Annotated in this window: 10 protein-coding genes; all 10 read right to left on the bottom strand. The window is 59.2% G+C overall.

What is annotated here, in order from left to right; translation table 11 throughout:
* Nucleotides 1-29: 29 nt before the first annotated feature.
* Entirely contained in the window at nucleotides 30-1343 is a 1314-nt protein-coding gene (locus PLH32_06790) for an inositol-3-phosphate synthase (GenBank protein ID HQJ64302.1), read from the bottom strand.
* 32 nt (nucleotides 1344-1375) lie between these two features.
* Nucleotides 1376-2029, bottom strand: a complete 654-nt coding sequence (locus PLH32_06785) for a CDP-alcohol phosphatidyltransferase family protein (GenBank protein HQJ64301.1) — start codon at nucleotides 2027-2029, stop codon at nucleotides 1376-1378.
* A gap of 6 nt (nucleotides 2030-2035) precedes the next feature.
* Nucleotides 2036-2785 carry a 16S rRNA (cytidine(1402)-2'-O)-methyltransferase gene (rsmI, locus tag PLH32_06780; protein ID HQJ64300.1) on the bottom strand — a complete coding sequence of 250 codons (750 nt, stop codon included), beginning with the start codon at nucleotides 2783-2785 and terminating at the stop codon, nucleotides 2036-2038.
* 84 nt (nucleotides 2786-2869) lie between these two features.
* Nucleotides 2870-4255: a DUF2851 family protein gene (locus PLH32_06775; GenBank protein ID HQJ64299.1), complete on the bottom strand. Its 1386-nt coding sequence runs from the start codon at nucleotides 4253-4255 to the stop codon at nucleotides 2870-2872.
* 18 nt (nucleotides 4256-4273) lie between these two features.
* The gene (locus PLH32_06770; GenBank protein ID HQJ64298.1) at nucleotides 4274-4552 is read right to left on the bottom strand and encodes a hypothetical protein; all 279 of its coding nucleotides are present in this window, start codon (nucleotides 4550-4552) and stop codon (nucleotides 4274-4276) included.
* Between the two features lie 34 nt (nucleotides 4553-4586).
* On the bottom strand, nucleotides 4587-6779 hold the full coding sequence (locus tag PLH32_06765; GenBank protein ID HQJ64297.1) for a S8 family peptidase: 2193 nt from the start codon (nucleotides 6777-6779) through the stop codon (nucleotides 4587-4589).
* Nucleotides 6780-6888: 109 nt separating this feature from the next.
* Nucleotides 6889-7659, bottom strand: a complete 771-nt coding sequence (locus PLH32_06760) for a hypothetical protein (protein ID HQJ64296.1) — start codon at nucleotides 7657-7659, stop codon at nucleotides 6889-6891.
* An 8-nt stretch (nucleotides 7660-7667) separates the two neighbouring features.
* Nucleotides 7668-9068 carry a GWxTD domain-containing protein gene (locus PLH32_06755; GenBank protein ID HQJ64295.1) on the bottom strand — a complete coding sequence of 467 codons (1401 nt, stop codon included), beginning with the start codon at nucleotides 9066-9068 and terminating at the stop codon, nucleotides 7668-7670.
* A 138-nt stretch (nucleotides 9069-9206) separates the two neighbouring features.
* Nucleotides 9207-10259 (bottom strand): PorV/PorQ family protein, encoded by a 1053-nt coding sequence (locus PLH32_06750; protein HQJ64294.1) that lies wholly within the window; start codon nucleotides 10257-10259, stop codon nucleotides 9207-9209.
* Between the two features lie 102 nt (nucleotides 10260-10361).
* On the bottom strand, nucleotides 10362-13715 hold the full coding sequence (locus PLH32_06745) for a T9SS type A sorting domain-containing protein (GenBank protein HQJ64293.1): 3354 nt from the start codon (nucleotides 13713-13715) through the stop codon (nucleotides 10362-10364).
* Nucleotides 13716-13814: the final 99 nt, after the last annotated feature.

Genomic DNA, 13814 nt, shown 5'->3' with positions numbered 1-13814 from the left:
GCAGGGCGCTTTGCGTTCAAACACCGGGATCAGTCGTAGTATTCGAGCCCGAGATGGGTGATCAACTCTTCGCCGCGCAGATGGCGCAGGGTGTTCTTCAGTTTCATCAGCTGGATGAAGACATCATGCTCAGGATAGAGCCCGGGCACGGTCATCGGGCTCTTGAAGAAGAAGGAGAGCCACTCCTGGATGCCCTTCATATGGGCACGCTGCGCCAGGTCGATGAAGAGGGCGAGATCAAGCACGATCGGAGCGGCCAGGATGCTATCGCGGCAGAGAAAGTTGACCTTGATCTGCATCGGGTAGCCGAGCCAGCCGAAGATATCAATGTTGTCCCAGCTCTCCTTATTGTCGCCGCGCGGGGGATAGTAGTTGATGCGCACCTTGTGAAAGACATTAGCGTAGAGATCAGGGTTCAGTTCCGGCTGGAAGATGGTATCCAGAACGGAGAGTTTGGAGACTTCCTTGCTCTTGAAACTCTCGGGATCGTCGAGAACCTCGCCGTCGCGGTTGCCGAGGATGTTGGTCGAGAACCAGCCGGAGACACCCAGCTGCTTGGCCTTGAGCCCGGGAGCTATCAGAGTTTTCATGAAGGTCTGACCCGACTTGAAATCCTTGCCACAGATGGGGACGTTATGGCGCTTGGCCAGCTCTAGAAAAGCCGGGATGTCGATGGTTATATTGGGAGCGCCGTTGGCGAAGGGAACACCCGAGGTGATCGCCGCATAGGCGTAGATCATGCTGGAGGGGATGGCGATATGATTTTCACGCATCGCCTTTTCAAGCGTCTCGATCGAATCGTAAACCGGATCGTGTTCCTGGTAGATCTCGGTGCTGGCGCACCAGACGACCACAACACGGTCAAGGTTCTTTTCTTTCTTGAAAGAGGCGATATCCTGCTTGAGCTGCTCGGCCAGATCCATTTTCGTCTTGCCGGTCTTGATATGGGTGCCGTGCAAGCGCTTCACATAATAGTCATCGAAGACCGCCTTCATCGGCCTGATCGACTGCAGCTCCGGGCGGATCTTTTCGATATCCTCTGTGCTGAGCACACCAGCGGAGAGGGCGGCATCGTAGGCGTTGTCCGGAAAAATATCCCATGCGGCAAAGACGATATCCTGCAGATCAGCAAGGGGGACGAATTCCTTGATTTTGGGTGAACGGTTGTCGGTTCTCTTGCCGAGGCGGATGGTGCCCATTTGTGTCAGCGAGCCGATGGGTTTGGCCAGTCCCTTGCGGACCAGCTCGACACCGGCGATCACCGTGGTGGCTACAGCCCCAAGGCCGACCAGCATGACGCCAAGCTTCCCCTTAGCGGGATCGATCTGAACTCCTTTATCCATTATGGCACAGCTCCTTTTGGTATGAGGTGAATTTATTCGTGTGCGATGTCGGATGGCACTTTTTTCCATTTGGAGGTCGTCTCCGACCGCCAGATGTAGACCAGCCGTTGGATCGCGGTAAGATTGGCGAAGAAGGCAACGACGACCAGCATCACGACCAGCCATGTATCATTGATATAGGCCCCGAGGCTGAGCAGGACCAGGCGCTCGGGCCGCTGCATCACCCCGACCTTGCAGTCGAAGTGGAGTCCCTCAGCGCGGGCGCGGACATAGCTGACCATGAGGGAACCGGCCATGGCGATAAAGACCACCATACTGATCAACAATCCATGCGCTGCGCCCATGCCGGTCTTATGAACGAAATAGTAGGCAAAACCAAAAAAAACGGCGATCTCGGCATAGCGATCGAGCGTGGAATCATAGAGCGCCCCGAAACGAGTGACGCGGTTGGAGGCGCGGGCTACCGCACCGTCCAGCATATCCAGCATCCCTCCCAACAGCATCAAGGTGGCCCCCAGGCGTAAGGCGCCGCGGCCAAAGGCTACAGCGGCGGCGACAATGATGAAAAAGGAAAAAGTGGTGAACCAGTTGGGATTGAGATGGTAGCGCACCAGGGAGCCGACAAGGGGTTGGATGAGTTGTTTGAATCTGGTCTTGACGACGGGAGGAATCAGTTCGATCTTCATGGCGTCCTATTCACTCGCTTCCTTTGAATTTCGCGGCCGGCCGGCTACCATCACAACGAATTCACCTTTTTTGACCAGTGTCGCAGAGCCGGCGATCAGCTCGGCGAGGGTACCGCGCCGGATCTCCTCGAATTTTTTTGTGACTTCCCGGGCGATGGCTGCCGGGCGGTCGCCGAGAAGGGCATGCACTTCGCGCAAGAGGCGCTCCAGGCGCAGCGGTGATTCGTAAAAGATCATCGTCCGTGGTTCTTCCCGAAGGGCTTGCAGCCGGGTTTGCCGCCCCTTCTTGTGCGGAAGAAAACCCTCGAAAACAAAACGTTCGGCTGGCAGTCCGGAGGCGATCAGCGCCGGGACAAATGCGGTTGCGCCGGGCACGGCCACCACCCTGCAGCCTGCCTGGAGCGCGGCCCGAACCAGATAGAAACCGGGGTCGGATATCCCCGGGGTGCCGGCATCGGAGATGAGAGCGATGGAGGCGCCTTGAACCAGTTTCTGCACCAGCAGCGGCGCAGCCCGCTCCTCGTTGTGATCGTGATAGCTGGTGAGCGGCGTCGGGATGGCGTAATGCTGCAGCAAAATCCGGCTGGTGCGCGTGTCCTCTGCGGCAATCAGATCGACCGCGGCCAGAACGTCGAGAGCTCGCAGGCTGATATCGCGGAGATTGCCGATCGGTGTGCTGACCAGGTACAAGGTCCCGGGTTCGACTTCCGCCGGCTGAGCCTGGCCTGCGGCATTCCAGTCACCGGCCTCTTTCATTGCACTGCCTTCAGGCCAGCCATCCCTTATTTTCAAGTGAGGTTTCTTGTAAACTGGATAATTTACTCATTAATTGCCATAAAGTCAACAAAAAGGATGCTGCAGCCCCGCTGGTGTCCTGCAGCCGTCACAAGCAGCCCGGCGGCAACACATAAGATCGAGCTGGATCATGCCCTGCTGCCAGGCGGCGCCGCCTGGCAGCATCCCGGGCCGGCCGTCTTGCGGATCAAAGAGCTGATGGCGCATCCTCCGGGTGATTTCATTTTCCGGCGTCCTGGGGAAAAGGCGGAAGAGCGTGCGCACTGCAGCTCCGAGGCGGCCATCCTCACTCTCCTGCGCACAGGCAAGCAAGGCGGGCAAGAGAATATTGACCGCGATCTCGCGGCTGCGGCCGCGGCCGATCATACGGACGCGCCGGCGAGAGTGGGCCGATTGTGCAGCCATCATAAAGTCGTAATGGTCTGCCCAGAACCCGCCGACCTCTACAACCGCCAGATCCGCCAGCGCGGGGAGCGCCTGCACCGGGTCCGGGCTGGCGGTGACCAGGCCTTTCAGAGTGGAAAGCAGATCCCCGCGCCGAAAGCGCGCCGCCAGCCGGGCGCAGGCCGCGATGCGTCGTGTCGGAAAATTGGCGGGTCGCAACCGGAAAAACTGCCAGGACTCCGCGGCCATCGGCTCCAGATCGGCGCGACGCTGCGCCCGCCGCCAATACCGCTGCAGCGCCCGCACATAAGCATGCGGATGCCATCCCGCTGGCAGCAGTCCGGCGACGCCAAAGAGCAGCGCCTCACTGCACCGGATGGCCTCGTCATCCTCCAGTTCCCTGATCATGCCGGATAGCCGGTCGAAAGGCAGGCGCCGCGCTAGTTGGCGAAAGGGGGACTGATTCTTGCCATAGCCCAGCGCATCCAGCAGCCCGGCATAGAGAATTTGCTCCCAGGAGTCGTCCCGACGCATCTCCATAAGACGCGCGGCATGCATCCGCAGGCGCTCTTCTGCCGCGGCCTCCAGGCGCGCGAGGAGCAGCGGCGGGTCCAGGGCGGCCAGAAGGCAGGTACGTCGTTCATCCGCTGTGGCGGGCGGATGCGATAAAAAGGAGGCCAGGAGAGCAGGATCGATGAGGAGTGTGGGGGCTGCGCTGCCGTCGCAGCGGCGGGCGGAAAAAACAGCGGAATAGGTGGCAACGGCTACATGCAGGACCACCCGGTTATAGCGGGCATCGCTGTCGTGATGATGAAGGTACCACTCCGCGGCCGTCCGGTGGATCTCCACGTCGCCGCGCACCAGCTCTCCTCCAATGCGGAGCAGGGCATCGAGAAAATCGGGCCCGGCATCCAGATTATGCCGGCCGCAGTCGAGGATTTCGATCGGGCGCTGGTCCAGGGTGGTCAGATCGGCTCCGGACAGGATACCACTCTGCCAGAGGCGATGCAGCTCCGACTCCAGTCCCTGTGCCGCAGCATCCTCCATGGCGCCTCCCTGGGCGTCTTATGTTTCGGTCGCCGTGCGATGGTCTGACTTGAGGGCAGCCAGCATCGCCTCATGATGTTTAAGCTTCTCCATCCAGTGCTGAATTTCGGGATCGCGGCCGACCTCAGCGCCGGGATCGGAAGAGAGGAGCTCGAAGGTGCGTCCACCCAGCTCGGAGAAGAGGCGCTCGATCTCCCGCCGCATCGCGATGAGGTCAACATGGTATTTGATTTTGGTTTTCGCTCTGCGGGCCCATCCGGCCACCGTCCCTCCCTCCCTTTCGGTCAACGCACTCATCGAATGCAATCCTTTCACACCTGCTCAGGATTCTTTAAAGCAGGCAAATCTTGCGGACAATTCGCTTGTCCCGATACCGGAACACCATAAAATAGACGCCCGCGGCCAGCCGCCTCTGGCTGATATCTTGTCCATACCAGCGGACGATTCCTCGGCCGCCGGCACCCTCCTCCCGGTAGAGCAGGGCGGGAACGCGCTGCCCGATGGCATTGAACAGGGTAATTTCCGGTGAACGCGTGGTTACCGCATATTCGACCGCCGTGGAGATAACGAAGGGATTGGGCCAGGGCAGATAGGGCTCCTCCTCGACCGTCGGCAGGGAATCCAGGCTCGCTGTGGCGGCGGCATAGGCGTCCAGTTTGCCGTATCCCCATTGATTCACCTTGGTCGAACTTCCGACCGACCGCGCGGTACGAACCAGGAGCTCCCGCACCTGCAACGGCGTGAGATCGGCTTTTTTCTGAAGCAGCAGGGCGATGGTGCCGCTGACATGCGGGGCGGCCATGCTGGTTCCGAGCGTCAAGCCATGATGCGCATCCGGCAGAAGGAAGGCCTTAGGGTAACTCGCACTGGTGGAGGCGAAAACGCTGTAGCTGGAGAGCGGGTCTGCGTCGATGGAAAGTGTGCAGCCGATGATCCGCCCCGGCGCGGTGATCTCGGGTTTGATCCGTTCATCGCGGCTGGGACCGGCGCCCGAGAATTCGGCGACATCCCCCACCTTGATGGTTCCTTTGGTATCCAGGGTCAAATTGTTGCCGTCGAAATCCTTCCAGCTCTTGCGTGTGGTATAGGCGCCGACTGCGATGACACTTTTGCCGGTGGCCGGCACGGTAATCGTCGACCGGGTGCTCAGCCCCTCGACGAACTGCACGGTCATCGTTTCGCTGGCGAGCCAGAAATCGACTGCTTCACCGCTGCCGTTCACCTTGAGCTGCCAGGTCCCGCTGGCAGGGATGTTGCCCGCCCGATCGCTGATCTCGATAATGATCTCTTTGTCAAGGTTGAAGGGATTGGGGCCGCTGATAACCTCTCCGTCGTTCTCGTAATAGCCGTTCCAGATCATCACATAGCCGCTGGCCGTATTCTTGTCATAGTAGCCGCCGTAGTTGATGGGGCCGATGGTCTCATTGCCGGGCGTTTTCAAGGTCACCGTGGCCTGGCTATTGCCCTTGTACCAACCATCGATCAGAAGATAATCGTCGTTGTTCCCGGAATGGGCCGAATAGGCGGGAATCGAAAAGGAGACCCTGGCGCCGCTGCCGCTGGCGGCCACCCGGGCGTGGCTGCCCTTGTCGCCTTCATTGCCCGCTGCGGCAACGAAGATCCGCCCCGGACCGGAGAGGCCCTCGATAAAACGTTCGACCGCCGAGGTGCCATCGTGGGATCCGAAGGTGGTGCCGAAGCTCAAATTGATGACACAGGGGAGTCCGCTTGCGGCGGCGACGCTGTCGATGAAATCGATGGCGATGATCTGATCGTCCGAGCTGAATTCCGAGACATAAGGGTCACGATTGGCCTTGACTACGACCAGCCCGGCATCGGGCGCCATTCCGGCGTAGGTTCCAAATGCCGCATCGCTGCCGCCATCACCGGCGGCGATGCCGGCGACATGACTGCCATGACCACTGTAGTCGTGGGTTGCCAGACTGGCTCCCGCGGCGAGTGCGGCATTGATCTCCTCTTCCGTGTAGCGCACTCCCCCGTAATAGCCGCCCGGCTCGCTGAGGTCGAGGATCGCCTTGATGCGCGTCTTGCCATCCGGGGTAATGAAATCCTCATGACGCCAGTCGATGCCCGAATCCACGATGCCGATAAGGACACCGCGTCCGCTCAACCCGGTGATGCTGCGCGCCCGGATGCCGCCGACTTCGGGGATGCTGATATCGGTTGCGGGTCTGGCCATGGAAGCCGCCTCGAGCCATATCAGGCCCGGAGCAGCCGCCAGATCGGGGAGGATCTCGACGGGTGTCAGCAAAATCGCCAGATCGCCGCGACGCCAGCGCACCTTGGCGCCCCGTGCGGTGATCTCCGCTTCATCGATGCGGCCGCTGGCAATCACCGGAATCAGGTCCGGCGTCGATTTTTCCAGCACGTTCCTCGCCCGCACATCCCGCCCCTCCCTCCAGAGCATCCCCAGACGCGGGTCCATCCGGCCCGCTTCCGGGCTCGCCATCACCGGCGCCAGCAACAGCACCATCATCCCCAATACCCATTTGGCTCTCTTCAACCCTTCCACTCCCTTTGCAAAACGAAATCAAGCATCGCAGGTTACATTCCATACAACAAAACCTCCCTGGAGAAAGTTCCGGGGAGGTTTCACGAACGCCGGTCATGGATCACTTACTGGGAATAATCATCAGGTAGAGATCCAGTGTGCTCTGCCGGTAGACGGGCGCTTCACTTTTTTTGCGGATGGTGTAATTGTTCGTGGATCGCGCCAGGCCGAAACGGGGATCAAAGTATTCATGACCTTCGCCGCGTTGCACCCATAGCGTATCCCCGGAGGCGCGGTCACGGAGATAATTAAGCAAAAGCGGCCAGCGGACATCCAGAACCTTGAGCTTCTGCCCATGAGACGCCGGTACGGTGACTTCGGACCAACCCTCGAGCCGGGCTTCGCCGCGATAGCCGAACTCGAGCGCGCGCGCGTTTTTTTCCGCATCCACGACAATGAACTGGGTGTCGGCCCGCACACTCCAGGTGGTGCCTACTCCCCGCGTCTTGTCAAAGGCCAGACGTGGATAGCTGAAGAATACCGGCATGCCATAGGGAAAACCCGCCGCGGCGGCATAGGTCGCCAGATCAACCTGAACCTGAAGGGTGATGCGGCCTTGCGGATCGACGCTGTAGCTGTTCAACTTATTATTTTCGATGTAATAATGGCGTTTGACCGCTGTGCTGGAATCGCTGCGGACATAGTAGCGGGGGAAATACTCGAGCGCATGCTGGATACGCCGCAGGCTGTCCGTCACATAGGAGACATACTTGATCTGACTGCCCTCAGCAAGAGGCAGAAAGACCGGGACGGGAATGGATTCCCGCTTGCCGCAACCGGCAAGCAGGATCATCCCGCTGGCCAGGCAGGATCTCAGAAGGATTTTTCTCAAGAGCGTTCTCACATGGTAATGTCATCAGTAGCCGCAGGTTGCACCAGCCGTTCCCATTGCGGGTTGTAGACCTCGCCCCGCATAGTGGAATGGATCAGTTCGTACTGGTTGAAGCCCATACGGTCGACAAAAACAAAGATGACGCCATTCTCGATATTTTCATAATGCCAGATCTCATAGGGTTTGGTATCCTTGCCCACGGTATGGCGTTCGATGTCGGAGGGCTTGCCGTAGCGCAGAAAGACGATGCCGCGATCGCTGCGCCATCCGGATTTGCCCGGCCGGGAGAAATAGTTGGCCACGTACTCGCAATCCTTCATATAGCGGATGCGGAAATCCTGGGTCAGTGAATAGTCTGGAGGTGTCAGCGAGGCCCAGAATTTGTAGAGAAAGGCGCGCTTTGCGTCGGCCTCCTTGAGGCTGCGGTAGATATCGCGGTCCCCCTTGGAGGTGAGCGCGAAGAGTTTGTCGAACTCCTCATCCAGCTTCTTTAGATCGAAATCATCGAGGAAGTGCATCTCCTGGTCGCCCTGCGCGAAAACCGGCGCCAGGGGTTTGAGTCCCGGATTCTGGACGAGGAAGAGTTTGGACTTGCGTAGCAAAACGCCATTGGCCGAATCGGTAAGGGCATATTCAAGCTGGTAAGTCCCGCTGGGAATATCGCGCATCGGGAACTGACCGATCTCCCGGATGACATCCTGCTTGAGATCGCGTTCGTGGATAACCGGCGGCACCTGGGCCAGAAGTTCTCCCTGGCCGTCGAGGATGCGGGTAAGGACGCGGTATTTCAGCGCATGGAGATTTTTCTGCAGGTTATAGGCCTCAAAATAATAATAGAGGTCCCCTTTCTCTCCGCCAAAGGTGAATTCAGGATTGGGTGTGACACAATAAAAGCGCTTGCGGAACACTTCGTTGCAGCTGCTGTCGTAGGAGGCGATGGAATTGGCCAGTTGCAGATCGCTGAGGGCGAGATCGCGGGACCAGTTGGCGCTGGTCCAATCGACGCGCACCGAATCAAGACTGCTGCGGCGGGCATCGCGCGCGAAGAGGGTGATCTGATAATGCCGGCCGGGCGTCACCGGATAGCGGAGCATGTCCACCAGTTGCCGGCTGGCGGAGGTTGCGGCCGTATCCGCCAGGGTATTGCTGATGCGCCATACCTTGTTGGCCCACAGCGAGTCATCCTGAAAAATCTCCACGCTCATCATCACATCGCAGACAAATCCGCCATTCGCCTGCACATAGAGCGGGCCCCGTTCCGGCAGGGAAAAATAGATTTCCAGATAGGATTGGCCGTCGGATCCGAGGAATTGGGCAACGTCGATGCTGAGGTCCAGATGTTTTTGTTCCCGCGCCGCCGTCGTCGCGCAGCTTGACATCAGCAGCAGTACAAGCATGTACTTTTTCATGGCATTGTTCTCACGATGATCTGCAAAGATTCTGTCCGGAAATATACACTCTGCTGGTGAGAATTACAAGGGGAATTATACAGCAAAGGTCAGGGAGTATTCTCCCTGACCTTTGCGGGGGGAAAATGCCGCTCGGGATTAGAAGCCGAGGCTGAGGGTGAAGACGTTGTTGCCATCGAAATACTCGACGGCGCGGTAAGCATAATCAAACATAACTGTCAGACCGCCGAAATCCTTCTGGAAACCGCCGCCGGCTGTGAACCCGTAGATATGGTTCTGGGCACCCGTGGCATCCTTGTCGCCGGCCAGGGGCAGACCATAACCGCCGCGCAGAAAGATCATGTCTTCGAAGGAATATTCAGCGCCCAGGTTGGCATAGTCATCATCGTAGTTGTTGTTGACGATGGTGGTATGCAGGCTGAGCGAGTTTTTCTCGGCAATGTTGATCTTGTAGCTCAGTCCGAGATCGAGGGTTGAGGGCAGCTCATCCTTGCCGGCGACGACCTTGTAGAACGAGGTGGAGCGCTGGACGTCGAGCGGATTGGCTTTGAGCAGCAGGCCGTTACCGTCGTAGGTCATGCCCGGTCCGAGGTTACGCAGGGTGACTCCGATGCCAAGGCCGTTGATATCGCCGAGATTCTGATACTGAACGCCGATGTCAAAAGCAAGGCCGCTGGCGCCGACGCGATCGATCGTCTCGGAGATCAGTTTCGCCGACGCGCCGACGGAGACGCGGTCCGTCAGGGCCCGGGAATAGGTCAGGCCGAGGTTGAGGAACTGGGGCGAAAAGAGCGCCCCGGTGCCATCGGGAGCATCTTCGGTGGTGATGGCGATGTCTCCCATGGCCAGCGTTTTAAAGCTCAGGCCGATGCTGCCAAGGCCGCCGAATTTCGCGGCGACAGCGGCATAGGTGACATCGATGCCCGCCAGGTAGCTCATCTGCGAGAATTGCGCTGTGGCGCGATAGCTCGCGCGATCGAGTCCTGCGGGATTCCAGTAGATCGCGTCGATACCCTGGACACTTGCGGCCGTAGCGCCGCCCATGCCGATGTAGCGCGCTCCGACGGGAATCAGCAGCTCGGAAGCTGCATTGGTTCCTGCCCGATTGGAGGCGCCTGCGAAGGCCTGAGCAGCCAGGACCACCAGGATTGCCAAGGTCACAAGAACCGTTTTATTGAAAACAGCTTTCATATTCAATCTCCTATCAATTTTTTTGCAGAGATGTCTCACGATAGAATCCTTCGGTTGTGAACCCTGCACCGTGCGGCGGCAGCGCCGCCGCACGTCTGGCAATTAATAGATGGTCAGGAACTGCTGCTCACGCACCAAGGCCAGTTTGAGGGTCTTGGTTTTGCCAACTTCAGGCAGGTCAATGTGAACCAGGTAGACGCCACTGGCAGCCGGCAGACCGGACTCATTCTGCAGATCCCAGGTGGTGAACTGCGAGGGGTCGTTCTTCTCCAGGGTCCGAATCAGCACGCCAGCCAGGGTGAAGATGCGGATGGTCGCCTTGGCAGGCAGGTGGCTGAAGGTGACGAAACGGCTGAACTGGTTCTTCTCGACGATGTTGAAACCGTAGTAGGGATTCGGGAAAACCTGGATCTTCTCGATATCCTTTACCGCATCGGCCATCTGGTTGGTCGGGGAGACCGTGCTGAACGTGAAGACATCATTCGGGGTATTGAAATGATTGGCTTCAAGGATGACCTTGTCACCGGCCTGCGGCAGTCTGGCACCGCGGCGGCTCGGGACGCCGACGTACATCAGGTCGGTATTGGTCACCGTATTCAGCATGTCATTCGTGGTGTACATCGCCTGCGGGGTGGTCGAATAATCGCTCGCGAAGATGAACATGAATTCGCGGGTGGTATTCATGCCGCCCTGGGTGTCGTAGCGGCCGGGCATCCATACGCCGTTTACCAGACCGCCGACTGCATTGTTCTCATTGAAACCGACGTTGAGACGGCGCGGCGGATTGGCTTCCATATCATAGGCCGCAAAACAGACCAGGCGCATATCCTGGTAAGCATAGCCCGCGCCCGGATTAACGATATACGGCGCAAAAGAGGGATCAGCCGCCGGCGCGCTGGCCCGGCGCATGTACCGATAGGCCATCGAAGCGTTGGGGTCATTGGGATCGAGCGGATTGCCGAGCTCATCGCAAGCGGCAAAACGGATCTCGACGTTTTTGCATCCCGTAGCCGGAAGGCCGGTGCCGAAGAAATTTTCGGCCCAACCGAACAGGCCCGCCCAGCCTTCCATCGGCCAGAGGGTAGCTGCACCCGAGGGATCGTTAAAAGCTGTCAGGAAGCGGTTGGCGGCAGGTACATAGTTGTAGCCATTATCCTTCAGACCGGCGGTGGTCGGACCCGACACCTTGACCTGAACGCCGTCGACGATCAGATAATCATCGTCACCGGACTGATTGACCTGGCTGCTGAGTTTGACTGTACCGGTGGTGACGTCGGTGAGATCCCAGACACTGGCGCCGTCGACATCGCGGAAGGTCACCTTGTATTCATGCCCGGTCAGGCGGGTGTTGTCAATGACCTCAGCGGTCACGACCCCTTCGCTCGTCCCGGCGGCATGTTTGACTTCAAGCATGGTGTTGTTCGCAGTGGTCAGGCGGACACCCGGCTTGGTCGTCTGTGGTACAACACCCACAACCGTCATCGGGCTTTCCAGGGTCACGGTGGTTAGGCCTGGCGTACCGTTGTAGCTGTAGGCGGAAATACCGAAGTAATACATCCGGCCGTTGGCCAGCGGCATATCACGCAGGCGGTCGATCGTGATGGTCAGGGTGCGTTTGATGCCGGTATCCTTGCCGATCTGGGCCGGCAGAGAGAGCACCAGACCCGAGGCGGGATCGAAGGATTCCTGGACGATCGTGGTCACGCCGTCTTTCAGGTCATAGGTGGCCAACTTGACACCCTGGGATGCTGTCGCGCCTGCACTGGGGAGTTGATAGATATTATATCCTTCAAAAGCATAGCCCTTGTCGTTAAAGCCTTCCACCTTGGCGACCGCAGCGGGATCGACGGCCCAGTTGAGCAGGATCTGCTGATTCAGTTCGGTGGCCTGCACGGTCGGTTTGGGTGGCGCACTCGGCAGCTCAAAGAGCACGTCGAAGGCGTTCTGGGCGAATCGGTCGTAGAATTTCAGCACCGAGACCGAGGAGAGGCGGTCGGAGCCCATCGCAGCGGCAACGGCGACGACGGTTTCGACGGTATCACCCAGAGCAATCTCGGTCGGTCCGGAGACCAAGAGGATACGACGGTCGCCGGTATTCTCATCGATCCAGCCCGTCCCGGCAACCGGGTCGCCGGGGACGCGGAACATGGTGGTGGCGCCGGTTTGCGGATTGGTCCAGGGGGTCCCTTCGGGATACTGCGGCCGCGGTTTGTAGCCGCGCAGCAGGTTCCACCACTGCATCGTGCCGTCATAGGTCCGCTGAGTCGGATCCGAGTCGGTCTGACCCGCCGCAAAGAAAGCGAACGAGGTCATCGGCAGGTTCTTGTACCCGGCGCGTTTTTTCAGGCCGAAGATGCCTTCGCTGGCCGGATCATCGGAGGGAACCATCGGGCCGGCAAAAAAGTCGTACCCCCCCGCGGCCGGGGGATAGCCGGCAGCCGAGAAGGTAGGATCCGACGCTGCAGCGTTGTAGACATAGCCGAGGCTGAGGGTGGTGTCGCAGCCGGCAAAGTCGTCACCCGCTTCACCGTTGTCCGGATCCGACCACTGGCAGACGTACATATCGCTGATGGTGGCGTTGGCCGGGGTTTCGGCACGCCCCTTGTAAATGGCGCGGAACTGCTTGAAGATGATGTTGCCCATGGCATCGGCGCGTTTATAAGCCCATAGGGTGATCTGGAGCTCGAGGCCGGTCGGCACGCTGCCGTAAAAGTTGGAGCAGGCCGAAGGATCGAGATCGTTGACGATGAGCCAGACCACCTGATCGCCATTGGCATAACCGGGCTCGTCCCCTTCGGGGTAGAGAACCGGGGTGCCATCGGCGTTGAACTTGGGATTATACAGGCCGTCGCCCTCGGCATCATAGAAGGGCGCGCCCTTGTAAACCGGCCAATCGAGCCAGTCCGCCTTGTAGGCAGCGCGCAGCTGGGCGATCTGCCCGGCGGTGACGTCAGCGGCATTGACGCTGTTGACTTCGGCCGCGTCGAGTCGCAGATCATCATCGGTCAGCGTGGCGAAGTCCTTGCGGATACGCCAGATGCGGTTGACCTTGGCATAATCGTTCTTGTCTTCCGCGACGCCCTTGGAGAGAATGGCGCCGGGCACAGTGCCGATATCGTAGCACTGGCCCTCGATACGGATGGCCGGCTCGATGCCGTCATGGACCACACCGCCCATGATGAAACCATCCTGGAAGATGACCGCGGTGGAGGGAGTGCTGCCGCGCGGGTAAAAGAGACCCGAGTTGCCATTGGGCTGGTTGGCCGAGGTACCGTCGGAAAAAATCCACATGCCGACGTTGCCGATATTCACCAGGGTTCTGGTCATATAATCCGCGCTGGCTTTGTTCAGGTGCGCAGCCGGCAGGCTTCTCCCCTCGATCTTCGCATAGCTGGGTGCAACCTGGGCAAACCAGCACACGCTGAGGACGAGAAGAAGGATTACTAGTTTTTTCATTCGTGACCTCCGTAAGTACGATTTCTTTAGATGGGTCTAATCCGCTTCACATCGAACTTCGGGAGAGGCGCCCAAGGCGCTCTCCCGGGCCGGGTTTCC

The sequence above is a fragment of the bacterium genome, assembly GCA_035419245.1.
Classification (GTDB): Bacteria; Zhuqueibacterota; Zhuqueibacteria; order Residuimicrobiales; family Residuimicrobiaceae; genus JAKPUX01.
The sequence above is the reverse complement of the archived record's forward strand: the minus strand, read 5'-3'. Positions and strand labels throughout refer to the sequence as shown.